The 26,066-nt window shown below is 46.6% G+C and carries 17 protein-coding genes and 1 pseudogene; 9 read left to right on the forward strand and 9 right to left on the reverse strand.

Going from position 1 to position 26,066, the window contains the following annotated elements:
• Positions 1-467 precede the first annotated feature (467 nt).
• Positions 468-2,087, forward strand: a complete 1,620-nt coding sequence (hcp, locus tag MSMTP_RS10835) for a hydroxylamine reductase (protein ID WP_048179193.1) — start codon at positions 468-470, stop codon at positions 2,085-2,087.
• Positions 2,088-2,196: 109 nt separating this feature from the next.
• Here hcp and MSMTP_RS10840 read toward each other — a convergent pair whose 3' ends face one another.
• A complete protein-coding gene (locus MSMTP_RS10840; protein WP_048179194.1) occupies positions 2,197-2,706 on the reverse strand; it encodes a hypothetical protein in 510 nt (169 codons plus the stop codon).
• 291 nt (positions 2,707-2,997) lie between these two features.
• On the opposite strand from MSMTP_RS10840, the gene MSMTP_RS10845 reads away from it, so the two are divergent.
• Positions 2,998-3,600, forward strand: coding sequence for a hypothetical protein (locus MSMTP_RS10845; RefSeq protein ID WP_048179197.1), 603 nt, complete (start codon positions 2,998-3,000; stop codon positions 3,598-3,600).
• A 194-nt stretch (positions 3,601-3,794) separates the two neighbouring features.
• Here the strand turns inward: MSMTP_RS10845 and MSMTP_RS10850 are convergent, their stop codons facing one another.
• Both MSMTP_RS10850 and MSMTP_RS10855 read right to left on the reverse strand, forming a co-directional pair.
• On the reverse strand, positions 3,795-4,181 hold the full coding sequence (locus MSMTP_RS10850; RefSeq protein WP_156153798.1) for a hypothetical protein: 387 nt from the start codon (positions 4,179-4,181) through the stop codon (positions 3,795-3,797).
• A 517-nt stretch (positions 4,182-4,698) separates the two neighbouring features.
• The gene (locus MSMTP_RS10855) at positions 4,699-5,451 is read right to left on the reverse strand and encodes a M48 family metallopeptidase (RefSeq protein WP_231582756.1); all 753 of its coding nucleotides are present in this window, start codon (positions 5,449-5,451) and stop codon (positions 4,699-4,701) included.
• Positions 5,452-5,777: 326 nt separating this feature from the next.
• On the opposite strand from MSMTP_RS10855, the gene MSMTP_RS10860 reads away from it, so the two are divergent.
• From MSMTP_RS10860 to MSMTP_RS10870, 3 genes are all read left to right on the forward strand, one after another.
• On the forward strand, positions 5,778-7,700 hold the full coding sequence (locus tag MSMTP_RS10860; protein ID WP_048179202.1) for a hydantoinase/oxoprolinase N-terminal domain-containing protein: 1,923 nt from the start codon (positions 5,778-5,780) through the stop codon (positions 7,698-7,700).
• Between the two features lie 362 nt (positions 7,701-8,062).
• Positions 8,063-10,033, forward strand: coding sequence for a hydantoinase/oxoprolinase N-terminal domain-containing protein (locus MSMTP_RS10865; RefSeq protein WP_048179203.1), 1,971 nt, complete (start codon positions 8,063-8,065; stop codon positions 10,031-10,033).
• A 137-nt stretch (positions 10,034-10,170) separates the two neighbouring features.
• Positions 10,171-10,725, forward strand: coding sequence for a pyruvoyl-dependent arginine decarboxylase (locus MSMTP_RS10870; protein ID WP_048179206.1), 555 nt, complete (start codon positions 10,171-10,173; stop codon positions 10,723-10,725).
• Positions 10,726-10,794: 69 nt separating this feature from the next.
• Here MSMTP_RS10870 and MSMTP_RS10875 read toward each other — a convergent pair whose 3' ends face one another.
• The 4 genes from MSMTP_RS10875 to MSMTP_RS19300 all read right to left on the reverse strand — a co-directional run bounded on the left by MSMTP_RS10875 (position 10,795) and on the right by MSMTP_RS19300 (position 20,134).
• Positions 10,795-11,784 carry a DMT family transporter gene (locus MSMTP_RS10875; RefSeq protein WP_048179209.1) on the reverse strand — a complete coding sequence of 330 codons (990 nt, stop codon included), beginning with the start codon at positions 11,782-11,784 and terminating at the stop codon, positions 10,795-10,797.
• A 441-nt stretch (positions 11,785-12,225) separates the two neighbouring features.
• Positions 12,226-17,949 (reverse strand): DUF3320 domain-containing protein, encoded by a 5,724-nt coding sequence (locus tag MSMTP_RS10880; RefSeq protein ID WP_048179212.1) that lies wholly within the window; start codon positions 17,947-17,949, stop codon positions 12,226-12,228.
• Positions 17,950-18,358: 409 nt separating this feature from the next.
• Positions 18,359-19,339, reverse strand: a complete 981-nt coding sequence (locus tag MSMTP_RS10885) for a DMT family transporter (RefSeq protein ID WP_082090738.1) — start codon at positions 19,337-19,339, stop codon at positions 18,359-18,361.
• Between the two features lie 630 nt (positions 19,340-19,969).
• On the reverse strand, positions 19,970-20,134 hold the full coding sequence (locus tag MSMTP_RS19300; RefSeq protein ID WP_156153799.1) for a hypothetical protein: 165 nt from the start codon (positions 20,132-20,134) through the stop codon (positions 19,970-19,972).
• A gap of 745 nt (positions 20,135-20,879) precedes the next feature.
• Between MSMTP_RS19300 and MSMTP_RS10890 the strand changes: the two genes are divergently transcribed.
• On the forward strand, positions 20,880-22,787 hold the full coding sequence (locus MSMTP_RS10890; RefSeq protein WP_197076072.1) for a PQQ-binding-like beta-propeller repeat protein: 1,908 nt from the start codon (positions 20,880-20,882) through the stop codon (positions 22,785-22,787).
• A 98-nt stretch (positions 22,788-22,885) separates the two neighbouring features.
• On the opposite strand, the gene tatC (MSMTP_RS10895) is transcribed toward MSMTP_RS10890, so the two are convergent.
• Positions 22,886-23,647, reverse strand: coding sequence for a Sec-independent protein translocase TatC (gene tatC / locus MSMTP_RS10895; protein ID WP_048179219.1), 762 nt, complete (start codon positions 23,645-23,647; stop codon positions 22,886-22,888).
• Between the two features lie 45 nt (positions 23,648-23,692).
• Entirely contained in the window at positions 23,693-23,923 is a 231-nt protein-coding gene (locus tag MSMTP_RS10900) for a hypothetical protein (protein WP_048179222.1), read from the reverse strand.
• On the opposite strand from MSMTP_RS10900, the gene tatC (MSMTP_RS10905) reads away from it, so the two are divergent.
• From tatC (MSMTP_RS10905) to MSMTP_RS10915, 3 genes and pseudogenes are all read left to right on the forward strand, one after another.
• Positions 23,922-24,767, forward strand: a complete 846-nt coding sequence (tatC, locus tag MSMTP_RS10905; RefSeq protein WP_048179224.1) for a twin-arginine translocase subunit TatC — start codon at positions 23,922-23,924, stop codon at positions 24,765-24,767. The genes MSMTP_RS10900 and tatC (MSMTP_RS10905) overlap by 2 nt on opposite strands.
• 131 nt (positions 24,768-24,898) lie before the next feature.
• A pseudogene (locus tag MSMTP_RS20430) lies at positions 24,899-25,081 on the forward strand (twin-arginine translocase TatA/TatE family subunit); the annotation flags it as partial.
• Between the two features lie 520 nt (positions 25,082-25,601).
• Positions 25,602-25,925: a twin-arginine translocase TatA/TatE family subunit gene (locus MSMTP_RS10915; protein ID WP_048179230.1), complete on the forward strand. Its 324-nt coding sequence runs from the start codon at positions 25,602-25,604 to the stop codon at positions 25,923-25,925.
• The last annotated feature ends 141 nt before the right edge of the window (positions 25,926-26,066 follow it).

Raw genomic sequence — 26,066 nt, forward strand, 5'->3', positions numbered from 1 at the left:
CATATTATAAATATTCATAATTGTATATAATAGTAAAGGAGTACGGAAATTATTTGTGTATTGCGGAAGTACTGTGAGAGTTTTTACTGCACACCATGAAATATGTTTGATAAGTGGTCAAGGGAGCGGTTAAGTCAAGGGTAATTTTTCAATCAAATTGAATGGGTCAGCAATGGGTCATAAACGTGCCAGGCGACTCAGTTCCAAAATCCAGTGATTGGTGTAAACTAAAAAATCACTGGATTTTGAAATTTGTTGTGGTCCTTTGAACACGGCCTCTTGATTGAAGTCTTTAGATTCCGAATATTGAGTTTGATTGAAGAACGAATTCTTCCTGCAAATTCATTGTTCCAATCAAAAAATGCAAAAATCACTAGATTTTGGACCAGAGTCTCTTCCCGCCTTCGGAGATAAAAAGTAAATAGATACCCCTGCACATAATATTTACAAAATAAAGGGGTGACAAAATGTTCTGCTACCAGTGTGAAGAAACAATGAACGGGGAAGGCTGCACAAATAACGGCATGTGCGGTAAGAAAGGGGAAGTCGCAGACCTTCAGGACGAGCTCATCTATATGCTTAAGAGCATTGCATTCTACAACCAGAAAGCAAGAAAGGCAAAAATTTCTGAAAAGAGCACTGATGAATTTATGCTCGATGCACTGTTCTCAACCATAACGAATACCGATTTCAGAGCGAGCGGAATTCAGGACCGCATTGACAGAGGATTCAAAGTTCAAAATGAGATCAAGCAGAAACTTCTGGATAACAATTTGCTTGATGAGAGCGATCTGCCCGAGATCGCAACTCTGACCCCGGAAAACCTCAAGGAAAGGAACACCGGTGTACTTGCAACAGAGAACGAAGATATCCGATCATTGAGAGAACTGTTGATTTATGGTATCAAGGGAATTGCAGCATATGGACATCATGCCATAATGCTTGGAAATTCCAATAAAAAAGTCAATTCGTTTATAGAGGAAGGCCTTCTGGCAACCACTGATGACAGCCTGACCGATGAGAAACTCATCTCATTGGTACTGAAATGTGGGGAACATGGTTTTGATGTAATGGCAGCCCTTGACGCGGTAAATACCACTACATTTGGAAATCCGGAACCTACACAGGTCAATATTGGAACAAGAGGCAATCCCGGTATTCTCGTAAGCGGTCATGATCTAAAGGACCTGAAACAGCTATTGGATCAGACTGAGGAAACCGGTGTAGATGTCTATACTCACGGTGAGATGCTGCCTGCAAATGCATATCCTGAATTTAAAAAGTACAAACATCTGGTAGGAAACTACGGCGGATCATGGTGGCAACAGCGGCAGGAATTCGAGAGCTTCAACGGACCAATATTACTTACAAGCAACTGTATAGTCCCTCCAAAAAAGACCTATATTGACAGGTTATACACTACGGGGTCAGTAGGTTATGACGGCGCCACACACATCGTGGCTGAAGATGGTAAGAAAGACTTCTCGGCCATCATCGAGCAGGCAAAGACCTGTGAACCTCCGGTACAATTAGAAAAAGGGACTGTTATGACCGGTTTTGCTTACAACTCCATACTGTCTAATGCAGACAGGATCGTTGATGCCATCAAAGCAGGCAAGATAAAGAAGTTCATTGTCATGGCAGGTTGTGACGGACGCCACAAGGACAGGCAGTATTACACAGATTTCGCAGAAGCATTGCCCAAAGATACTATCATACTTACCGCAGGATGTGCAAAATATCGCTACAATAAGCTTAACCTTGGGGACATTGATGGAATTCCAAGGGTACTGGATGCAGGACAGTGTAATGATTCATTTTCACTGATCATCATTGCACAGGGACTTATGGCCAGGCTTGGATTTATAGATGTTAACGAAGCCCCGATCTCGTACAATATCGCATGGTACGAACAAAAGGCAGTCCTTGTGTTGCTTACCCTCCTGAGGCTTGGAATACAGGATATTACCCTTGGCCCGACACTTCCCGCCTTTGTCTCACCGAATGTCCTCAATGTGCTGGTGGAGAAGTTCAATATAACACCGAACAGCACCATAGAAGAAGACCTGGAGAGACTCTTAAAATAAACCCTTAAAAATGGAGACGAGGAAATATTAAAGACGTTTCAAATAAAAAGTGTCGAATTCCCAAACTCCCGGAATACCGAAACTATATAGCAAGAGACCATAAGTGCGGTCAGGCCGTCATAAAAAAAATTCCATAATAATCTTCCCTGACTTTGATTTCGTAAAAACCTTTTTCGTCAAGGAATTCAGCTGTTCGGGTCCACTCTTCCGGACCCGTTTTAATAGGACTCCCTGAAGCTTCTATTGCTTCTTTTAGCGCCGGGTATTCATTTAGTTCTTCTTCAGTGACGACCGCGTATTCATCAGGCTCAAAGTCCAGTTTCTCAGCCTCGATCCATTTTGCACTGGAATGGCTCTGAGCGCTCAGGGCAAAGAAACCCACCGAGAGAAGTAAAAGGGCGGCAAAAGAGACAGCAAATGCCTTCAATGCAAAACCGACCGAGCGCTCTCTGCAAAGGACGATTCCCAAAGCAAGCAGGGCCAGGTAAATCAAACCCATCAGATAAATTGACATTGGGGCATGAACCCCGCTCAGCACATAGCCGCTCAGGAAAAACGTAAAAATCCCCAGGAAAAAGAAAAGCACATATTTGTCCGCTTTACTGTCCGAATCATCCATGCAGGCGTCATACCCCCATAATTATTCCCATACTTGTTCCCATACTTGTTCCCATACTTGTTCCCATAATTATTCCCACAAGGAACGGGTAATTTAAATTCCTCCAATAAAAACTTCCCGTAATAATATACACACTACGTATTTGCTATTTTCTCCGGCCTTTTCGGAATACCCCTGAAGCTTCCTTAGTAGTTTCAAATACCTTTAAATGGTTTGCAGACATTTTATATAAACAAAAAAATATTAATATTTGTTTAGAACGCCGGATCCGTGAAACGGGGGGTTGAGCGGATGAACTTCGGATTCCATATCAACAAAAAAGGGAACAAGAACGAGTATAAAGAAAAGGATTCATACCCTGGCAGCAGTCCTGAAACTCAGGTGTTCACCTTTGAAGGGGAGTTCAGAAAAGGGTTTTTGCTTCAAGGAGCGGCTCCTTCGATAATCAGGGCTTTTGGTGGAAACAGGGGAGTCATGGAAGTAGTCTACTACGGGCTGACAGCTTTTACTCTATGGTCGTCCGTGGTCCTGGCATTCGGGTACTTCCCGGCTTTCCTGGGAGAAAGCAGGCTGTACAGGTACCTGGTAATAGGGCTGGTTTTCGGAATATTCCTATTCTCCAAACAATTTGCAAGGGTTATTGAGTACCACAAAGAGACCCAGTGCAGGAACTGCGGGATGAGCGCTGCCTGTGAAGAATTCAAAAAACCGGTCCTTAAAAAAGAAATCAGCCCCGAAAACGTAACAATCACCCTAACCTCTTACTGGAAATGCGGGCTCTGCGGGTATGAAGATACCAGGACCTACCATTCAACATACAACACGGAAGGGAAACGTGAGGCAACAAAAACCCTGGCTGACCCCGTGCCAGTAGAAGAAAGAAAAAATCCCTGACCCTGTTTATGCCCTATTGGAATGAGAGAAAACAAAATCATGTGGAGTAAAACAAAACCCGAAAAAAGTTCCGAATAACTCAAGAGACTTTACTCCTGAAACCCAGCGAATCCTGCTACTGAAACTCAAGGGAACATCCTCCCGAAACCCAGGGAACCCTACTCCTGAAACCCGAGAAATCTCCCTCCTGAAACTCACGACACTCTTTTCCTGATACGCTCTTTTTTTACTTCTACCCGCTCATGTCCGCAGTATTTGCACCTGTAGTAACAGGTCTTCATAATTATCGGTCCGGTTTCAACGATATCCGGCTCACCTGCCTGTAAAAAAGCAAAAGCCCTGCCACATTTTTCGCACTTCCTGACCTGATAGTAGTCCTCCACACCGAAAAGCACTCCCGAAATAGCCAGCATCAGCAGACCAACCAATAAATTTCCCACCGATTCCTGCCCGAAACCGAATAAGGCTGCAATCATACCGGCAATCAAAAACCCTGCCGCCATAAAAACAAGCTTTGACTCCCCAAGCCTGGAAACCAGATATTGAGACAATGTCTCCATAAGAGAACCTTGCTCCCCCACCCCAGGCCCCCTCTCATCAGAACATCCGCCTTCCCGGCACCTCCTCTCCAACACGGTAAATTTATCCACCAAGAAGAACACCACCACTTAAAAAGCTCCACTTAAAACGCCCTTTTCTAAAAATTAAGCTGGTAAAATCCCCCTATAATAATATGTTAGCAATCAGGCATAACCCTACCTTAAGAAGTCAAACACGGAAAAAAGTCAAAACCAAAAAATACATCAAAAGCGAGAAGACTCCGGAATTTGGGCATCTGTTTAGAAAGTGGTGAGATATTGGAGTTGCTAAAAGAGGTGCTAAAAATGTGCTTTCTATAGCATACCTTTTCAGATGCCCATAGTCCACTTATTCTTTTCAGTATATAATATTAAAGGTATCCTGAACGATAGCATCTATTCCGGCAGTACAGTAAATTTATTTAATTGTTAAGAGGAAGAAATTCCTGAAATATATCCGTAATAAGAGCCCCGGACTTCAAAACCGGCAGGAAATACGGTACCGGACCGGAGTTTTTCATCAAAGCGCATATTTCCAGCCGTCCTTTTTCAGCCCCTCCCTATGGGTCCTGTAATCCGGCATGAGCTCCTCAACCAGTGCCCAGAAATTGTTAGAGTGGTTTTTTTCCTTAACATGGCAGAGTTCATGCACCACAACATACTCAAGCTGCTCGGGCGGGGCCATCATAAGCTGGAAATTTATCCTGAGGACATTGTCAGCAGAGCAACTCCCCCAGCGTCTTTTCTGGTATTTGACTCTATAGGAAGGAGGAGATATGCCCATTTTATCAGAATATACCTCTACCAGCTCCCCGACTTTCTCATAGGCACGCCCGAGGTACCACTGCCAGACCGCCTCTTTCACAGGAGCCGGGCCCAGGGGTTCCGGCACCTTCTCCGGGATCACGACTTCAAGCACCGGACCTTCCAGGCCTGCCGATAGTACCCTGCCGCCGAAGGTCAGTTTCAGGGGGTACTCCTTCCCCCGATACAGGAATTTTTCACCCTCAAAATACCGCTTTTCAGGGTTAAGGTTCCGTTTTCCTTCAAACCCGTCAAGTTTTTTCAGGACCCAGTCTGCTTTCTTCCTGACCATCGTCCTGATAGTTTCAGGGTCCAACCCGGGGGGAGCCCGAAACTCAACTTTCAGGTCAGGGCGAACAACGATTGCCGCGCTTTTCCGCCTCTTGCTGTAGATAATTTCATAGGCAATTGTCCTGCCACAGGCTTTGATACTATCGTTGGCTTTGATACTATCGTTTTTCCTCATCATTCACCTCAATTCAAAATTTAGCTTCCATTCCTCTACTGTCGTCCTCTTGCCGATAGGATATCATTAACGAGACATTTGAAGAAAAGTTTTTCCAAAATGATAGAAAGGGAAACCCGGAATAGAGAAAATCTTGAGGTACTATATTCATAGATACAAATGTCATATTTTATAAAATCGATAGTATATGGATGGTTTTTCAGAGTAGAAATTTTTAAGAGATTAGATGGAACAAGGTAATATTTCAGAGAACTATTATATATTTTCGAGTATAATATAAAGCACATTTCCAAGCAAAAAACCCATTCAGGGAGAGAGGAGACTTTTAGATGAAATACAGCATGGGCATTGACGCGGGAGGCACATACACCGATTCGATCATCATCCGGGACTCGGACGGAAAAGTACTTGACTCGAACAAGGCGCTTACCACCTACCCGGACCTCCTGGCCGGGATCAGGAATTCCATCGACGGGCTGGACCAGAAATACCTGAAGGACATAAAACTTGTGTCCGTTTCCACGACCCTGGCAACGAACACTATCCTCGAAAAAACCGGGTACCCTGTGGGCCTGATTTTTGTAGGGGACTATGAACTCCCGGAAAAATTACCTGTTGACTACTATACCGTGGTAGCAGGCGGACACGATCACCATGGGGCGGAACTGGTACCCCTGGACATGGAAGCTGTGGGAACCTTTGTCCGGAAACTCGGGGATAAGGTCTCGGCTTTTGCCGTCTCCTCTTATTTCAGCGTCCGGAACCCTGCTCATGAGCTGGCTATAAAGGAAAGTATCCAGGAACTTACCGGGCTTCCGGTGGTCTGCGGGCACGAACTATCCCTTGACCTCGGAGCCTACGAAAGAGGAGTCACTGCTTACCTGAACGCCCAGTTGATCCCGATTGCAGACCAGTTCATCCGCTCGATCAAGGAAGAAATGGAGCACAGGGGAATGGATGCCCGGCTGCTCATGCTCAAATGCGACGGGTCGGTAGTGGGCATCAACGAAGCCCTGGAAAAACCCATCGAATCCATCTTTTCCGGCCCTGCCGCAAGCCTTGTAGGGGCATCCCATCTCTCGGGCCTGAAGACCTGTGCCGTTATCGATGTTGGAGGAACCAGCACGGACGTCTCCATGGTAGAAGACGGGCTTCCCGAACTCTGTCCGGAAGGGGCAGTCGTTGGAGGCTGGCAGACCAAGGTCAAGGCCATCCGGATGGAGACATCGGCCATGGGCGGGGACAGCCATGTCTGGGTAAAGGGCATGAAAATCAACATAGGTCCCAGGCGGGTAATACCCCTCTGTGTGGCAGCTGTCAAGTACCCCGGTTTTCTGGAAACCCTGAAAATGGGCAAGACGCCTGCTGCCCTCCGGCTTGAAGAAAACGTCCAGCCCACCAAGTTCTTCATAAAAACCGGAGTGATGCCCACAGAACTTGGAAAGTACGAAAAGGAGATTTTCGAACGGGTAGAGGACACCCCTACCTCTCTTAGCGACATATTCTGGAAGCTGGAAAAAAAACCGTCTCCCCACCTGCTTGATTCCCTGATTAGAAAACGCCTTGTCCAGGCAATCGGCTTCACCCCAACCGACGCCCTGCATGTGCTCGGGGAATATACCGCCTGGGATGCGGAAGCTTCAAGAGTGGGGGCAAAGCTCCTGGAACGCTATACCCAGACAGATTCCCTGGAACTCTGCAAGCAGATAAAACAGGAAGTCGCAAGGAACATGGCACTGAACCTCATGTCATATATCCTGAAAGATGTGCCCCCCCGGGAAATTGAAAAGATCATCCTCTCGGATAAATTTGCGCAGTTTAGGATGAAACTGCCTGTTGTCCTTATCGGCGGCCCGGTTGTCGCTTTCACGGAGGAGATAAAACAGATCCTCGACGCCGACATTGTGGTCCCGAAATACGCGGAAGTCGGAAACGCCGTGGGAGCTCTTGTAGGAAAAGGCATAAAAAGAGTTGAAATCCTTATCAAAAACACCCATTCCAAAAACCGGAAAAGGCTTGTCCTTGTCTTTTCCCCGGCAGGTAGGGAAACCTTCGGAAGCTTCCCCGAAGCCCTGGAGCGTGCAGACACCCTCGGGAAAAAACTCGTCATGGATTACATGACCGAAGCGGGCCTGGACAAAGGCCATGTCCAGATAAGCGTGGACAGAAAAGACATTTCCCTCAGCGAAGCAGGAACAGTACCCGTTGAAACAAAGCTTGTCTTCGTAGGAGTAGGCATGCCTAAAACCTGAAAGCCGGGCCTGACCCCCGGCAAATTTATATTTACCCTCAATTATGCAGATATTACAAATATAGATAAAAACCGTAAAACGGGTAAAAACCGAAATTTCGGTTAAAACCAAGATTTCTATAAAAGCAGGTTTCTGATTCTGGAGCAAAAAAATTAATGGCCAATCTTATGGGACATTTAAACCCGCTCCAACGGTAAGAATGGCTGTAACTCATAAAAATGGCGCACTAGAACAGTTTACAATGATGCATTCAATGGCAATACATTTGAAATGATGAATTTACTATGATACATTCGAGAAAGAATACGCCGTGGATCAGAGATTACTGCAAAAAAGGATTCACAGAAAGGAGTTATTAAAAAATGGCATACAGTTTAGGCATTGACGCCGGCGGAACCTATACGGACTCAATTTTAATCCGGGACTCGGACGGCGCTGTCGTTGGCTCGAACAAGGCACTTACAAGTTACCCTGATCCTCTGGAAGGGATTACGAACTCAATCGACGGGTTGGACCCGGAAAAACTAAAGGAGATTACCCTGGTCTCGGTTTCCACCACCCTTGCAACCAACGCTATCCTGGAAAAGACCGGATTTCCGGTCGGGCTGGTCCTGGTAGGGGACTATGAAATCCCCCGGGACTCCGGGATTGAGAATTATATTATGGTTAAGGGGGGGCACGACAGCCACGGGAACGAGATCGAGCCCCTTGACCTTGAGAGAGTCAGGGGTTTCATACTCAGGCTTAAGGACAGGGTTGCGGCTTTTGCGGTATCTTCCTATTTCAGCGTCCGAAACCCGGACCATGAACTGCAGGTAAAAGCCCTGGTCAAAGAGCTGACAGGGCTTCCCGTGGTCTGCGGGCACGAACTTGCCCAGTCCCTGGGAGCCTACGAAAGGGGAGTTACGGCTTACCTAAACGCCCAGCTTCTGCCGGTAGCCGAAAGCTTCCTGGAAACCGTAGTGGGTGAAATCGAAAGGAGAGGAATCAATTCAAGGGTTGCCATGCTTCGTTGTGACGGTTCGGTCGTTCGCATGCAGGAAGCCATGAAAAAACCCATCGAATCGGTCTTTTCAGGCCCTGCGGCAAGCCTTCTCGGGGCGTCCTACCTATCAAAACAAGAGACATGTGCCGCAATCGACGTCGGAGGGACAAGCACTGACGTTTCCCTGATTTACAAGGGGCTTCCCTACCTGAGCGAAACGGGAGCCGTTGTAGGGGGCTGGCAGACCAAGGTCAGAGCCCTCCGGATGGAGACCTCGGCAATGGGCGGAGACAGTCACGTCTGGGTCCAGGGCAGCAATACCAGTATAGGTCCCCGCAGGGTCATTCCCCTCTGCAGGGCTGCAGTACTTTACCCGGACTTCATGCACACCCTGAAAAAGCGCTGGATCCCCGACCGCCTGAAACTGAACGAGCACATCCAGGCAACAAAATTCTTTGTCCGGACAGGGCGAAAACCCATAGAACTGAGTGGAGAAGAAAAGGAACTCCTGACCCTGATAGGAGACGAACCCAAATCCCTGAACGATGTCTATTGGGATCGGAAAATCCTTCCGTCCAGACGGGTGATGGACTCCCTGATCCAAAAGCGGCTGGTCCAGGCAATTGGCTTCACCCCCACAGACGCCCTCCACGTACTCGGGGACTACGACGAGTGGGACTCCGAAGCCTCGGTCATAGGGGCAACCCTGCTTGCAAACTTTGTGGGGGTGGACAAGTACGAGTTTTGCACTAATGTAAAACGCCTCTTTGCCCGGAACATGGCAAAAGACCTCCTTGCTTTCCTGATGGAAGGAGTGGATAAGGCCGAAATTGAAAAAGTGCTTGAAGGAAACTTCTTTTCCCGCTTTAAGGTGGACGTCCCCGTCGTGCTCCTGGGAGGGCCTGTCAGGGCTTACCTGGAAGAACTCAAGGAACTAATTGATGCCGAAATCCTGCTCCCCGAATACTCGGACGTCGGAAACGCTGTGGGAGCCCTTGTCGGAAAAGGCATCAAACGGGCCGAGATATCCATCCGGACCATGTACAGCGAGTCAAAGTACGACCTCAGGACAAAAGGGATCTTCGTATATACCCCGGTGGGAAGAAGGCATTTCCTTACAAGAAAAGAAGCCCTGGAATATGCCGAGGGCTTTGGGAGAAAGCTGATCCTTGACTACATGGCCGAGTCCGGGTTGAGCCCCGAGCAGATCGAAATCAACATCGAAAGAAAGGACATCTCAGTCTATTCTGGCGGAGTCCCCCTTGAGACCAAACTCATTTTCGAGGGGATTTCGAAGTCCGATGTGTATGAAAAAGCCGTAGGGGAAAAAGAAACTGTGACTACCTGAATACTCGTTTTCTCCGATATTTTTAAATCCCGATCATTCATTACTTAGATACTAAAAATAGTATCCACTGACCAAAGTTTATTGGCCGTCCAGACACGGCTAATCAGCGAATATAGAAAAACATATGAGGAATTCACATGATCCCTAAGAAAGCTTTTCTGACCAAGGGCACCGGAGTTCACAAGGACAAATTAGCCTCCTTCGAACTTGCCCTTAGGGATGCAAAGATTGAGAAATACAACCTTGTAAGCGTTTCAAGCATATTACCTCCTAATTGCAAAGTTGTTTCCAAAGAGGAAGGTCTAAAAGAGTTAAGGCCGGGGGCTATTGTCCACTGCGTGCTTGCCAGAAATGAGACGAATGAACCGGAACGCCTAACAACCGCAGCCATAGGCACCGCGGTCCCGGTTAATGAAAACAACTACGGTTATATTTCGGAACACCACTCCTTCGGAGAAGATGAGGAAACCGCAGGAGAATACGCAGAAGACCTGGCCGCAACCATGCTGGCTACGACTCTTGGAATCGAGTTTGATGTGGATTCGGCCTGGCATGAAAGGGAACAGGTGTACAAGGCAAGCGGTCATATATTCGATACGATGCACATGTGCCAGACTGCAAGAGGCGCCAAAGGCGGGAAATGGACCACCGTTGTGGCTGCAATGGTCTTCGTAACAGAATTTACATACTAAAACGGTAAAAAAGCTCGAAAATAACTTAAAATAACTTAAAAAAACCATAAAGGGGAAGTGAGAGAAAACTCAAAGCTTCCCCGGTCTCGGGGGCATGAAGGTCTGGAAAAGACCCGGCCTGCGCCTTCGTGACAGCCTGAATAATCTATTTTTTCCGGGCAGAGGGATACTGCCTTTCAAGCTTACAAGCAGTCCTCCGCAAAGGATGAAGCAGCAGCCAAATAGGGTGTTTGCCTGAAGCGGGTCCCCGAGGAGGGTGCAGCCAAAGAAAATACTGCTTACCGGTTCCATGAGGCACAGCACGGCTGCGGTTTGCGCCCTGATGTGGACGATTCCGTTCATGTAGAGGAGTGTTCCGACTGCCGTAGTAATGATGCCCAGGGGCACGAGCCTCCCGAGGTTTTCAAAAAGCACTTCCCCGGGCACCGAAACCCCGAAGGGGAGGAGCAGGAGCAGTCCTACCAGGGTGGACCACAACAGCTGTGAAGTGCCCGAATAATCCGATTTCAGGTGGTTGACGGTAAGGATTGAGCAGCCGAAGGAAAAGCCTGAAAGCAGCCCGAAAAGCAAGCCCAGGAAATAAGTGCCTTCTTCCCCGGACGCCACGGTCCCAATGCCCATATGCCCGGGGTTTACCGTAAGCAGGATTCCGGCCAGGGAAAGAGTCAGGGCAATCATGCTTCGAGCCGTGATTTTTTCCTTGAGGAGAAACGGGGAGAGAAGGGTCACGTAGACCGGAGCGGTGTAAAGAAGGAGCACTGCTACTGGAATACTGCTGTACTTCATTGCGGAAAAGTAAGAAAACATGGTTACAGTGTTCAGAACCCCGAGCAAGAAGAGATAAGATTTTTTATTTCCGAGATGGAACCCTTCAAACCTTCCTGCAGCTATAAGATATGTTAAAATTGTCGCAAATCCGAAAAAAAGGCGGTAAAAGAGAATAGGGGCTGTTCCCATCCCATTTATACCTTTTACAAATATTCCAACCAGTCCGAAGAGAACACAGGACAATATAAGTGTTGAGGAAGGGTTATTAGTTTTTAAAACTGTTATGGGCATGATGCTGCATGAATAAGAGTCCCAGCATATATAATTTTTTAATATAATCAATAATGAAAGATTAAAACCTAATTAAAGATACAATCTCTGCTAATTGATTATTAAAAACGATAATAATTGTTTATTAGATAATTAATGGCAATAATAATGGATATTTCTAGATAAAAAGCAGTTAAAAGAGATATTATTTAGATAAAATGGGTTAAAATCGGTATTATTAAGAAAAAATGGGTTAAAATGGAGATTTTTAAGAAAAAATAAGTGAAAATAGATATTATTGGAAAAAATAAAGTAAAAGTCGGGTTAGAATTTAAAAAATGGAATAAATGAAAAACTGAAAATATCTTTCCAGCCCTAATCCGATTATTTCATTAGGGGAAGCGTCCTCTCAAAATTCATTCATTTATTCATCATTCGTTCATTCATTCAGGAATGCCGCCGTCATTCCGCAAAATAAATCATTTCATTGGGCATCCGGGTAAGCTCATTGCTTTCAATCCCGGACCTTATCAGACTCTCGATCCGGTCCCGTGCATTCTTACGTGTGATTTTAATCCCCAGTACCCTTGAAGCCTGGATCACAAGGTCGTCCAGGGGAGTAGAGTACTGGTTGTCAAGAACAAAGCGGACAGCCTCCCGGATTTCCTCGTCACAGATCCATTCGATCTTCGGAGGAGTGTCCCCGTCCCGCCTGCGGAGGAGGTATGCAGGTTCGGATACGGGCCAGAGGAAGTCTCCTTTTACCCTGAGCCTTTCCGCCATTTCAGCCGAGGTGACGGCATCCAGGATACTCTGCTTGATCTTCCCAAGCATCCGGGGGATTTTGCACTGTATTTTTATCCGCTGGAGCAGCTCTTCCACATGGACAGGCCCTTCACAATCAACAATCTTTACCACGACAGCTTCGAGCTCTTCAGCCGAAATGTCCAGAATGCCGCAGGACTCCGAAAGCCCGAAAGCCGTGCAAACCGTGTAAACAGGCACCCTCGTTTCCAGGGAATCTTCATTATCCACAGGCAGTTTGCTGCCGTTCCCTTTATCCGGAGAAACTTTATCCGATTCCCCTGTATCCGAAACTTCGTATTCATAAGAAAGGAATTCAGACCCGTTTTCAGGTTCGGTTTCGGGGCCAAAATCAGTTTCAAGTTCAAACCCGGGTTCAGGTTCAAGTTCGGGTTCAGGGCGAGCCCTGTATTCCGGGCCTGGAAAACCGGGTGCTTCAATTTCAGCTTTGATTTCAGTTTCAAACTCAACCCTTTCCCCGGTTTCAAACCTTTTTTCAGGCTCAAATTCGGACTCCAACCCGGAAAGTTCCGGCTCAGCTCCTGGCTCAGGACCGGAAACAGGCTCAGTATCGGAATATGGTTCAGAACCGGAAACAGGCTCAGAATCAACATCCGGCTCAAGTCCCATATCCTCGGGGGACCCGAAATTGTAGACAAAAGGCTTCCGTATCTTCTTTCCCCGGGCTCCGGACCAGTCGATAGGATCGATTTCCGGAGATGCCTCGAAAAAGTTCAACTTTTCAAAGTCCGGTTCAGGCACGAACTTTGCCCCCTTCCCAGAGACATCATCCGGGTCACACTCGTTTTCCGCTTCAAACTTCAGGAGTTTGCTCTTCCCGGACTTCCGGGGAGAACGGGTTTTCGAGGTTTCTGATGTCAGGGGCGCTATTGCCTCTGCTTTAGAAGTCAGTTCGGGGAGAAAGTCCCCTCCCACAGCTTCGTCATTTTCGAGTTCAAGCCCGGACACGTCAGAATCTTCTTCTGCCCTTTCCCCTGCAAAATACAGGGGTTCCTCTCCGACCCTGGTGATAGTTCTCTGCCCCTTATTATTTCGGGTTTCGGAGGTATCTTCATTTGATCTAAGTTCAGGAGATTCTTCTGATTCAGGCTTTATTTCGTTTTCCATTTCGGCGCCTGAAGAGGTCCCGGCTTCAAGCTGTGCTGTGGAAGTTGACTCTGTCCCGAGATCTGGCTCTGCCACAGACTCTTCCTCTGCCCCGGGATCTATGAATTCCACAGGTTCAAAAACGTCCCCTACTTCCATCTTTGCCGCCTCGAACTCCTTTTGGACCACCTCAAGCAGGGCAGCTTTGCTTTCCTTCGGGCGGAGGTACCAGTCCGTAGACCAGACCCGGTAAAGGTTCCAGCCAAGCCCTTCTAGGACCTGCTGACGCAGGCGGTCACGGTCCCTGGCTACCGGAGAGGAGTGGTAACTTGCCCCGTCGCATTCGATTCCCAGCAGGTACCTGCCCGGATAGCGGGGGTCGGGGACGGCAAGGTCAAGCCTGTACCCGGCACAACCAATCTGCCTGTGGATTTCAAAGCCGTTTTCCCGAAGGAAATCCGAGACTGTTTCCTCAAAGGGGGAATCAAATTCTTCCTCGCTTCCGGCAGGGGTGGGAAGCCTTCCGTTTTCCGCAAATTCAAGGAAGACTTTCAGGGCCCGGAGCCCGAAAGAGGAATTTTCGTCCAGGTGAAGGTCCCTTGAGGTGAAATTCGCAAAGACAACACACTTTTCCCTGGCCCGGGTGATAAGAACGTTCAGGCGGCGCTCCCCTCCTTCCCGGTTCAGGGGCCCGAAGTTAAGGGAAAGCTTGCGGTTCCCGTCAAAGCCGAAACCGACACTCAGCAGGATCACGTCTCTTTCATCCCCCTGGATGGTTTCCAGGTTTTTCACGAAGAAATGTTCCCCTTCCCGGGTTCCGGAATTCAGGTCGATTCCGGGGTTGGCTTTAATGAGGACTTCGATCTCTTCCTGAATGGCTTCCTGCTGCTTCACGTTGAAGGTCCCGACTCCCAGGCTCTTATCCGGGTACTTGACCACATGCTCGAAAACAGCCCTGGCAACAGCCTTTGCCTCCACCCTGTTCGCCCCGCTCTTGCCCCTGTCGTAGACGGCGTCTGGCAGGTGCATGAATTTCAGGCCCAGACGCTCATCTTTCTGCATGGGGGAGGGATAAACATAGAGCCGGTTGTCGTAGAACTCCTGGTTTGAGACCGCGATAAGGGACTCGTGCCTGCTCCTGTAGTGCCAGCGCAGGGTCTTTATCGGGAACCCACGCTTGCAGACGTTGAGGATACTTTCCATATCCCCGGCTGTCCCATAGTCATCGGGTTCGGTTTCCGGGGTATCGATCACCGTATCGAAGAAAGCGGTCGGAGGAAGCTGTTTTGAGTCGCCCATGACCACAACCTGATTTCCGCGAAGCAGAGCCCCGACCGCGTCTTCGGGCCGGACCTGGCTGGCCTCGTCAAAGATGATCACGTCAAAACGGGTGCTCCTGGGGTCCAGGTACTGGGAAATCGAAAGGGGGCTCATCATGAAACAGGGCTTGATCTTCTGGACCAGGCCCCCTGCCTTTGTCATGAGGGTTCGGATTGGCATATGCCCCCGTTTCCGGTTGAACTCGTTAAGGAGAATCCCGGCTTCGGACGCCCGGGACGCCCCGGAGGTAAGTTTAGGGGTTTCCTCGTAAGCGGAATGGATGATCCTCTTCCGATTTTCCAGAAGGACCTTCCTATCGAGTTCCGTGAACTTGTTTATCCTGCCTTCATGGAGTTCCCGGATAAACGTGGAAAGGACGGGCCTTTCCTTAAAGGCGTTATGGAGAAGGGTTTCGGCATAGTTCCCCTCAAAAGCAGGGATCATGTCCTCAGGTTCGATTTTCCCTGCCTCGATATCCTTGACCATTGGGGCTGCAAGAGTGCCGAGCCCGGCTTTCCTGTACCCCAGGTACTGGCTCCAGAAAACAAGGGACAAAGTTTCGTTTCCCCAGCGGGAAATCCTGGATTTAAGCGTCCTCAGACTTACTTCTTCAAGCTCTTTCCCGAACATCTTCCCGAAATCAGCCCCTATCCGAGACCCGAAGTTTCCAGAGGACTCTATAAAAGCCTGTTTCGCCCCGGACACCGCTTCAAGAGCAAGCTCGAATTCCCCGGCTTCGACCCCGGCAGTTACAAGCCCGAATACCTTATCCGTGAATACGCCCTCAGCCACATATTTCCTGAATGGGATGATCCACCGACCGTATTCTTCAAGCAGGGCCGGGTCGCTTTCAAAGCCCTTCCAGTATTCCCCGAAAAACTTCTTTCCCTTTGCTCCGGCAGCCTCAAGCTCATACTTGCGGGTTTCGCACTCGGAGAGGCAGGAGAGGTCAAGGAGAAGCTGGCTGTCCTTTGAAGGGGCTCCGAAGGCATAACAGGCTGTGATTTCTTTTTTCAGCTTGCGGTACTTCGGGTTCAGGAATTTAAAGAGCCCATGGGACAGTTCCTCGAATTCAGAAGAATCAAGATCAAAAATCGAGGGGTAAAAAGTTTTTTCCACAAAGGAGTGCAGTTCCCTGTACTGCCTGAGTTTCGAGACCAGGGCTCCGGCTTCGGTCCTGGAACTTTCGGACTCCCATTCACGGTTTTCCAGCATCTTTTTGTCCAGGGGCTTTGAGGCGGCAACAAGTTTTGCGGCATTGACCACATCCGAAAGTCCTTTAAGGGAAGCTGGCTTTGACGTTCCGGAAAGGTCGTTCAGGGCCTTGATCGCTTTTTCCAGAGCTTCAATGGTTTCGGCGCATTCCCCTGCAAAGGGTTCGAGTTCCTCACAGTCCTGGGGAAGCACCAGCCCGGGTTCGCAGCCGTACCAGGGATTTTTCCGGACAGGCCCAAGAACAGGCAGCACCTGGCCCAGCTTTTCCAGGACGGACTCGGCTTCAGTCCAGGCATCGAGGCTCCAATTCTCGGTCTCCTCGAATTTGAGCCCCGGCATTTTCCTGTCTTTTGCTTCGAAATAAGCCCTGGTCTTTTCCCTTACGCCGTAAAGGGTGTAGAGGCTGGAATAGAGCTTCCCTTCCGGTTCCCCGAGAGTCTTTGCATACTCATTAAGTTCCTTTTTCAGCTTTTCCAGTTCATTGATATCCCTGTCAGGGCTGATAGCCGCCGGAGCTGACCGGTTCAAGGTCTTTGACAACTCTTCGAGCACCGCTTTTTTCCGGGTCTTGTGGCTGTGGATTTCCAGGCAGAGGTCGCCCAGACCCGCAGCGTCCAGCCTGCTCTTCACAACCTGGAGGGCGGCCATCTTTTCACTGACAAAAAGGACGCTCTTCCCTATAGCCAGCAGCTCGGCAATGGTATTGGCAATGGTCTGGGACTTTCCGGTCCCAGGAGGCCCTTCGACCACAAGGTCCATTCCACTTTTCACATCCTCCGTAACAGCGATCTGGGAAGAGTCGGCGTCCAGGATATGGTAGGTGTCTTTTGCAGAGAGTTTCAGGTCCACGTCCTCTTCCAGAAAACCCGCTTCGACGCTTTCGGGGTCTGTCGGATTGAAGATCCTCTGTACCAGGGGATGCTCTGCAGGGGACATTTCCTCGGGCCAGGTGGCAGGGTCCAGGTCCTTATACATGACAAATTTCCTGAAGTTGAAGAAGTCGAGGCAGACCTCGGGAAGGACTTTCCAGCCAGGTTTTTCAGCAATTGCCTTGAGGACGTCTCCCAGATAACTGTCAATGCCTGCTCCCTCTTCCGGCATCTCAAACTCAGAGAGTTCGATTCCGAGCTCTTTCATCTTGGCCTGGAGGGTAATCGAGGTAAATATCTCGTCCCCGGTCCACTGCAGACTGAACTTACGCCCTTTCCCGATCCGTTTCAGCTCGACCGGGACCAGGACAAGAGGAGCTTTCGGGTTTTTCACGGAAGACCTGCTGTCCCCCCACTGCAGGAAACCGAGGGCCAGGTAGAGTACGGGGTAACCCTGTTCCTCAAAAATGGAATTTGCCTGGTTATGGACATAGAAAAGTTTTCTCTCAAGGGTTTCACTGTCCTCGGGAACATCCAGGAAAGGCTCGAAACGAGAAGAAGGAGCCCTGTTTTTTTCATCGGGAGTAAAGATTTTCCCGATCGTCTTAAACAGCTTGCTTTCCCCTTCGGGACCGGCATCCTCTCCAGCCCCCCCACCAGCGGATTTCCTGCCTTTTCCGGGCCCTTTTTTTGCCCTGAATTTCATCGACTTTTCCTGCAGGACAAAAATCTCGTAGATCTCTGCAGGCGTTTTTCCCGTGATCGAAATGGTCCGTCTCTGCGAAGGGCGGTAATTGAGAAGGTTGTTTCGAAGGGAAAGGTCAAGCAAATTCTGCCTTAATGCTTCCAATTCCTGAGCTACGTCTACCATAGAAATACCAGGCCCTGTTCACATGATCAATGAATATTTTTCATGTAATCAATAAAATATTTAACACGTAATCAATTAAATATTTAACACGTAATCAATAAAATATTTTTCACGTAATCAATAAAATATTTTTCACGTAATCAATAAAATACATTGGGATACTGGATAAGAATACAGGATGATTGCTAATAAATTTTGTCAATGTTACGCAGGGAAAATTACGGGGAGAGAAAAATACTCCCTGTTCCGAAAAGAAAGTTTTTCCCGGAAATAATTTCTGCACCTCATCTTTTAAATTATTTTTTAAATAAAACTTTCTATCAATATATCCGCCAATCATTCCAGTAATACATTCAAGTAATTATTCTCAGGTCTTTAACTTACCGATCTTTACCTGCCCGTCTTCCTGCTATTTACTCCCGGTTTTATCCTGCCCTTCCCCGGAACGCCTGAATAAGCCGGCTGGTTTTCCGGACAGTGAAACTTCCCCGCCGGAATTCCCTTCGGCAGCCTCCTCCCCTTCCAGGCTCACCAGGAATGAACTTGAAAGGATCAGGGCGCAGCCCAGCAGGGTGCTCCGGTAAACAGGGTCATCGAGAATAAGGTATGAAAAGAGAATGGCACTCACCGGTTCGAGCAGGGAAATGATACCGGCGTTCTGGGCTTTCACGTGCATAAGCCCCGTGAAGTAAAGGATTGAACCAAGAGCGGTGATCATCACCCCCAGGAAGAGGAGCACTAACAGGTTTTCGAGCAGGGAGGAAGCAGGAGCTCCCAGTGAATAAGGAAGCAGGAGCACAAGGGTCACGGCTGTCGAAAGGAAAAGCTGTTCCAGGCCCGAATATTCATCCCTGAGGTGCCGGGAGGTCATGATGATACAGGCATAGAAAAAACCCGCCGAAAGCCCCATCAATATGCCGAAGAGATAAGCAGAACCAGAGATTCCCCCAACGAAAGAGAAATTTTCCGGTCCCACCACAATTGCCACTCCGACGAGGGAAAAGACTAGAGCTGCAAAGCTTCGTATATTCGGCTTCTCCTTCAGGAAAAAGGGAGCCAGAAGAACCACGTAAATAGGGGCGGTGTAAAGGAGCAAGGCGGAAATCGAGACATTGGTGTAGCGGACAGCCGTGTAATAAGAAAGCAGAACCCCTGCCTGCCAGACTCCGAGGAGGAAGAGGGTTTTTCGTTTTCCCTTTAAACGTGTCCCGGAAAGCCGGCCCGTGGCTGCCATGTATGCGGCAAGGAAAAGGAACCCGAAAAGGAGCTGGTAAAACACCACCGGCCCTGCAGCCATATTCTTTATGTACATGAAAAAGATACCTGCAAACCCATAGATTACGGATGCGGCAATAACCTGGGCGCTGGCCTTTACTTGCCGGGATTCCATGACCTGCTCAATACGGGGTTTAATTAAATAATACTTTCCTGAGTGTGCTGAAAGTACCATCCTGAGCTTCCTGTTCTCCGCGGTTTCCGGAATACTCCGGGAGAAAATATTGGAAAAGGAAAAGAGGGAATGTGAAAAAACGTACCATGGACCCCGTATTTGAACAAAATACACCTCGAAATTTAGCAAGAATCCCTGTAAATTGATGTATAAAAACAATTTTATAAAATAGTTTCGATAACATTAAATACTGCCAAAACAATTATTTACATGAACAGGCGAGTGCGGAAACGGAGAACTAGGGGCGTGTTTGGGTTCTTTAATGACTATCATCACATCACCCCCAAACACGCCCATGCCCTTCAATCCACACAGCTTTTTCAACCCTGATTAAAGAGAGACAAAAAATAGAAGCCCTGCCGGAATTTGCTGTCAACTTTTCTGTCTGCCTTAGTTGTTCTGTCTGCTAAATAAGAAGCCATCTAAAATCCTTCCTGCCCGGCAGGGCTTCCAAGTTGCTTTTTTTAATGAGATTCTTTTTCAACTATCCATATTCCATACTTTAGAATTCCATACTTTAGAATTCCATACTTTAGAATTCCATACTTTAGAATTCCAAAATTTCGATTTTCAAGCTGCATCGATGCTGTTTCTCTTCTTCACTCCCAGCACCCTTACGACCACCATGCTGATCTCGAAAAAGATAACCATGGGAATGGCTACCATGAACTGGCTGATGACGTAAGGGGCATTATCGCAGCCCCTGCAAACTCTTGTTAATAGTCTGGGTTCCACATTTTTAAGCGCATATCTGTCTCTTGATGTTGAATTATGCGCTTAAATTTAAGCACGTCACCCTCTTGGAGGGATTTCAAAATCGGCATCAATGAAGATCATGGATTCGTAAAAATGCCCATACACGCTTAAAAGTTGGGAAGTGATGCTATTTTTTAACAGACATACTCATTTTCCATTTAGGATTCTCCAAGTTGGTTTTTGCGAGAAGTGTTCTCTTATCCCTTAAGATTCGCTAGCTTACATGAATTTTGCCAAAGTATAGACTCAAATAAATAATATACTCCTGAAATATATTAAACTCTTGAATTATATATTAGTCCTGCACAGTGCTATATAAATCCAACTATTATTCCTTTAACACTTATACATAATTTATAGATAAACTTCAAAAATATTTAAATATTGGATTAAAGATGGGATTTTTAGATGATGCCTTTGAATAACAGAATAGTGAAAAAATGAAGGGTATTTTTAAAGGCACTCCTTAAAGAAATTCAACTCATGCATTATATATTAATCTTGCACAGTGCTATATAGTTTTAACTATGATTCCTTTAAAACTTATATATAATTTATATATACTTCAAAAATATTTAAATATTGGATTAAAACTGGGCTTTTTAGATGATGTCTCTGGATAACAAAATAGAGAGAGAAGAGAGGGTAGCTTTAAAGGCACAGTTAAAAGATGAAATCTAAAAGAAAAAGTGAGAAATATCTTATAAATTGGGTGGGATTTAAAATGGAACGTAAAACAAATAAGAATAACTGTAGTTTTGCAGTAATATTTACTTTCTCAATATTAATTATAAGTATGCTTGCAATTCCTGTGTATGCAGCCGATTGGCCGATGTGGAGAAATGACCAGGGAAGTACCGGAGCTTCGGCAGAAACTATCAATTTACCACTGACAGAAAAATGGCATTCTAGTGCACCTTCTGTGGAAGAAAATGGTGCAGTTGTTTCAAATGGAATTATATATATGTCTACTGATGATGGTAAACTATATGCCTTTGTAGTTGCAACCGGGACAGTAGTACCCGGATTTCCAGTTGCTACAGGATTCAACTATGGTTCACCAGCAATTGACGTTTCAAATCAAAAAGTATATGCTTTAGCGAGTAGCAAATTATTTGCTTTCAATTTGGACGGAACTAATGCATGGACCCAGACCGTAGGAACTATTGGAACTAATTATAATGAAGGACCTGTAATTGATGAAGGATATGTGTATATAAAAGCTGGAAATCAATTACGAAAATATAGTTCTACAGGAGTATTGCAATGGAATTCTACAACATCGGGGACTAACACACAACCGTCAATAATGGGCAACTATGTGTATTCAAATTCTGAATACGGTCAAATTAGAAAATATGATAAAGCAACTGGAGCTGAAATTATAGGCGGAGGCTTCCCTATTTCAACATCATCTGGTGCCTCTGTACCGGCTGTTGTAAATGGAAAAATATTCTTTAAAGGAACTCAAACATATGCATATGATGCTAACACAGGTGCTTTGCTCTGGCAACAACCCTCTGGTGGAGATAGTACCTGGTCAGGATCTCCAGCTGTATATAATGGAGTCGTATATGTTTACGGTTGGGATGGAGTAATGTATGCATTTGATGAAAATACAGGTACTCCTATGGCAGGTTTCCCGTCAACTATTTTAAATCCAAGTGGTGACCGTAATTGGAATTCACCCGCAGTTGCAGGCGATAAAGTGTTCATCGGCGCTGGAACCAGTCAAAAATTGAAAGTTCTGGGAGCTGCAGGAACAGCAAATGCTGGAGTAGTATTAGAAGAACACCTTGCATTTTCAACTGATCCTCAGGGTTTCGATCTGTGCTCACCTATAATATCCGATGGTGTTGTTTTTGCAATGCTTGATGGTGGAGGACTTTATGCATATTTCGACAGTGGGACAATTTGGATCGGTGGAGCTATAGTGATAGAGAATGATGAAGATTGTACTGAATCACAGGATGTAACACTGGATCTTGACAGAGGTTCTAATAATTTAGTTACTGAAATGAGAATTTCAGAAGACCCATTTTTTGCAGGAGCAGTTTGGGAACCTTATGCAACTAATAAAATGTGGACTCTTTCCTCAGGATATGAAACCAAAACCGTATATGTTCAATATAGAGATTCAAACGGCGAACTCTCAAATGTATTCAATGATCAGATAGAATATTCCGAAAACTGCGGAGCTACTCCTTCAGTGGAATCCGCTGACACCGATGGGAAGAAAAAAGATACTTTCGTTCAAGGACAGTCGATCTACGTTATAGGAAGCAACTATGATCCTTCCACTACGTATGATCTCTATGTGGTCGAAGACACCACATGGAGTGATCACTTGACAATTCCTGAAAGGGTCTCATTAACCGCTAAATGGGTAACCTCAGATAGCTCAGGTAATTTACCTGTTACAAAAATATGGGACGACTCAGTACTTGGCACATATGATGTAATTATTGATGTCAATAGTAACGGAATATATGATGTGGGTATCGACGCTATAGACGACATGGACGTGAACAATGCAGGCTTCTCGACAGAAGTCCCAGAGTTCCCGACAGTTGCACTCCCGATGGCTGCAATCCTCTGCCTGGCATTTGTGTTCCAGCGCAGAAAAGACTAAAATCTTAAATCTATATAAATTTTAAAATATTCGGGGCTTTAAGCTCCAATCTTTTTTACTTTTATGGTCGTTTCTCTGTCACTCATTTTCAAGCAAAATTAGCTCAAATCCTCTGTCGCCCTCAGTTCATTGTTTTTCTTCACTCCCAGCACCCTCACAACCACCATGCTGATTTCGAAAAAGATAACCATGGGAATGGCTACCATGACCTGGCTGATTACGTCAGGAGGCGTTATCGCAGCCCCTGAAAACAGGAAAATGATGTAGATGTGCTTTCGGTAGGTTACAAGAGTTTCATACTTCACGAAACCATTCCTGGTAAGGAAGGTTAGCACGATTGGAAGCTCGAAGATCAGCCCGAAAAGGGCTGTTCCTGCTGCTGCAAAGGAGATGAACTTGAAGACCGAATAGGTCGCGGAAATCCCTGATCCTGCTGCGTTCAGGTAGAGGTATTTCAGGAAAAGGGGTAGCATTATAAAGTAAGCGTAGGAAGCCCCAAGGATGAACATGACAAGGGAGGCCGAACTTAAGAAGACGAACTGGCTGCGTCTGACAACTACCGGATTCCTGAAAGCAAAGCGCTGTGAAATGCCCCTGTAGATGTAAAAGGCAATAAAAGGCAGAGCTAACAGGAGCCCGATGATGACAGAGAGCTTTAGCTTGAGCATCATCACTTCCAGAGGGGTGACGTAGACAAGTTTTGCACCTTCCGGGAGGAGATCCTCTTTCATCCTTTCTATCAGGGGGCCTGTAAACTGGAAAGACAGCGCAACGCCCGAAAACAGGACTGCCGCGATTAATACCAGTTTTTTTCGCAGGGTCAGCAGGATTACGCTTAAACTTTCAATAGCTTCAGACATATGGAGTACCTTTTTTGCAACGCAAAAGCGCTTTTATATCGTTTTTCATCCACTTTCTTTTTGTCCCTTTTTATTACCCACTTTCTTTTGTTCCACACCATTTCTTGTAATATCCTTATTTCTTGTAATATCCTTATTTCTTGTAATATCCTTATTTCTTGTAATATCCTTATAAGAGATAGCAGGAATATCCGCGGAGTAGTGTCGGGAATAAATGTAATATTCTGTTCCGATATTAATATATTTATTTAAGTGCAGTGTAAAGACAGTAATCATGAATTCTCATAACCCCGGAAACCAGACCCCTGCCGGAGAAGCCACCGGCCCCGAAAACAAGCACTTATTCGACCACGGGTCCGTACACGCTAAGGGCTCTGCATACGCAAAGGGATCCCCGTCTGCAGCCGTTTCAGGGGTTCCCGGGGACATAGAAGAACCCGTCATGGGCCACCTGTATGAGCTCAGGAACCGGCTGGGGATCGTCCTGATCTGGCTTTTCCTGGCAATGATGCTTGCGTACCCGTTTTCGGAGAAGGGGATGCTCCTCATCTGGAGAGAATTCATAAGCCCCGAAATTAGCATGGCAGTGTACTCACCCCTGGAATGGGTCTTTGCCAGGCTCAGGCTCTGCCTGGTCTTTGCCCTTGCGGTTTCCATTCCTCAAATTTTTTACCAGCTCTACAGGTTCGCAGGCAAAGGGCTCTATCCCCATGAGAAGCGCTTCTTCCTCAAAGTCGTGCCTGCTTCCTTCCTGCTCTTTATCCTGGGAACAGCCGTGGGTTACTTCCTGGTTCTGCCGGTGATGTTCAAATATGTGATCTTCTATTCGGGAGACCTGGCTTCAGCGCAGCTTTCGGTCCACAGCACCCTTTCAGCCGTGACCACGATCCTTGCAGGTTTCGGTATTGTGTTCCAGGCACCCCTGCTTGTTATCTTTGCCGTGAAAATGGAGCTTGTAAAGTACGAAACCCTCAAAAAACAGAGGATTTTAGTCTACAGTGCAATTCTGGCCCTTTCTCTGTTCCTCTCCCCGGACCCGACCTTCATTGCACAGTTCCTAGTCGCCTTGCTGCTGGTAATCCTCTTCGAATTCAGCCTGCTTCTGGTCCGGCTCTTTTGAAAGCCGGAAAAATCGTTATTTTCTTTTGAACGTCAGCAAATCCAGGTTAAAAAATGTAGCTCCAGCTCAAAAAGCCGAAATTCGTTCCTTTTGCAAGAATTTTTATATTTGATGGTTAATAATAGCCGACAATGATAGGGTCCACTGAACTGATCGCAATTCTAATCGCTGCCCTCTTCCTCTTCGGACCCCGGAAACTCCCCGAGCTTGCAAAGTCTCTCGGGAGTGCCGTAGGGGAATTTAAAAAAGCCCAGCGTGCGGCAGAACTCGGGCTTACCGACTTTGACCCCTACATCCGGAAAGTCAGGCAGGAGGGCAGCCCCGGCGAAAACGGGGAAAATAAGGAAAAAGAGGAAAAGGAAGTAAAGGAAGTAAAGAAAGAAGAAAAAAACAAAAAGAAGGAAAATTCCGACCTCGGAAGCGTGCTGGAAGCAAAATCTTCCCTCCCGGAAAAGGAAGGAAAAGGGGAGAGCTGAATTTCCGCCGGAAACAAAACGGATTTTCGAAGCAAATGCTGTTCAAAGATAAGTCCCACAGACAAACCAGCAAGCAGACAGAATACTAAATATGATTAAGCCAGATATTATTATGGCAATCAGATTGTCGTTTATTGAAATCAGATTATCGTTTGGGAAGGGAGTAATATACAGTGATAATAATAAAAGTTGATCAAATAATAATTAAAAAATAGAAACTTTATATATCATAAAAAATCCATTCCCTACATAAAGGTCAGAGTAACTTTTAAGATCATAATAATTTTTTAAGATCATTTTTAAGCTGCCAGAACCCCAGTACTCTTTAAGAAAACGAAAAACTTGAGGTCTAAAAGCCATGCTACCAATAGGCACAAGTGAACTGATACTGATATTTGCAGTGGTTATGCTCCTTTTCGGGGCAAGCAAACTACCGGAACTTGCCAGGTCCATGGGAGGTTCGGTGGGAGAATTCAAGAAAGCCCAGAAAGAATCCGAACAGTCCTTTAAGGAATTTGAAAAATCCATAAAGGAGCCCACGGCTGAAACCCCTGCTGCAAAAACCAAAGTTCAGGAAACTGCTGAAAAGCTGGGCATCGACATCAAGGGCAAAACCGACGACGAACTTCTGGAAGAGATCCAGAAAGCCGCCGAAAAGCCCAAAGAGGTCGCAGAGCCCTGAATAAAGAAACTTTAAACTGAAAACATTAAACTGTAAACTGCAAGTAAAAAAAGCCGGATTTCTTTTTGAAATCCCGGAGTTTTTTATCTCTTTTACGCACGGCCCGGAATACGCAAGAACACGGGGTCAAGGCTTTCAAAT

Source organism: Methanosarcina sp. MTP4 (genome assembly GCF_000970045.1).
Classification (GTDB): Archaea; Halobacteriota; Methanosarcinia; order Methanosarcinales; family Methanosarcinaceae; genus MTP4.